Consider the following 950-nt stretch of genomic DNA (forward strand, 5'->3'; position numbering starts at 1 on the left):
GCCTGGCCCGCTGCCGGGTGGGTGCCGCGCGTCGGGCGCGGGTCGTGCCGGCCAGGCGTGCCCGCAGCGGTGCGAGCGAGTCGTTGGTGACGTGGCCGTGCCAGACGAGCTCCCACAGTGCGTCGACCACGGCGCCGGCGCCCGGGACCAGTCCCGGTTCACCGGTCCCCGGTGCGTCACCACGGCCCCCGCCACCCTCGCCGTCCTCCGTGCCCTCCTTGCCCTCGAGGGCGCGCAACGTCCTGTCGACCAGGCGGTCCAGGAAGTACGCGCCACCGTCCTGCAGGGCCTCCAGGACCGCCTGCCGCACGGGGTCGTGCCCGTCGGGTCCGGGGTCGGTGGGCGCCCCGAGGGTCAGGTCGGCGGTGGCGGCCAGGTGCAGGCTCACCAGGGCGTCCTTGCCGGGGGTGGCGGCGTGGCCGCGCCACAGGATCTCCCCGGCGGCGGTCAGCTCGTCCAGCATGCCCGGGTGGTAGTCGAGCACCCGCTGGGGCAGCACGGTCGACTCGAGCACGGACAGCGGCAGGACCGCTCCCGTGAGCTGCTCGACGGCACGGACGAGGGCGTCCTCGCCCCTGCCCGCGGCCGCGCCGACCCCCTGCCAGCGTGGCAGGAACACCCCCAGGGTCCGGGCGGGGACGGGCTCGACCTCGGACCGCAGCGCGGCCAGGGACCGGCGACGCAGCACCCGCAGCACGTCCCGGTGGCAGTACTCCTCACCGGTGCCCCCGAGGGTCGCGGGTCGGATGCGGCCGACGACGACGGTGCCGTCGCGTTCCAGGCGCCGCAGGGCCTCGGTGACGACCGCGACGCCCAGCCCCAGCCGGGCGGCCACGTCGGCGACCGTGAACGGCCCGTGCGTGCGTGCGTGCCGGAGCACCAGGTCCCCCAGCGGGTCGGGCACCGGGTCGGTGAACGCCGCGGGCAGGCCCTGCGGGAGTGGCACACCG

Annotated in this window: 1 protein-coding gene; it reads right to left on the reverse strand. The window is 77.2% G+C overall.

What is annotated here, in order from left to right:
• On the reverse strand, positions 1-950 hold a 950-nt coding region (locus tag N869_RS18110; RefSeq protein WP_035063159.1), incomplete at both ends, for a DNA glycosylase AlkZ-like family protein.

Origin of the sequence: Cellulomonas bogoriensis 69B4 = DSM 16987 (assembly GCF_000767165.1) — a bacterium.
Classification (GTDB): domain Bacteria; phylum Actinomycetota; class Actinomycetes; order Actinomycetales; family Cellulomonadaceae; genus Actinotalea; species Actinotalea bogoriensis.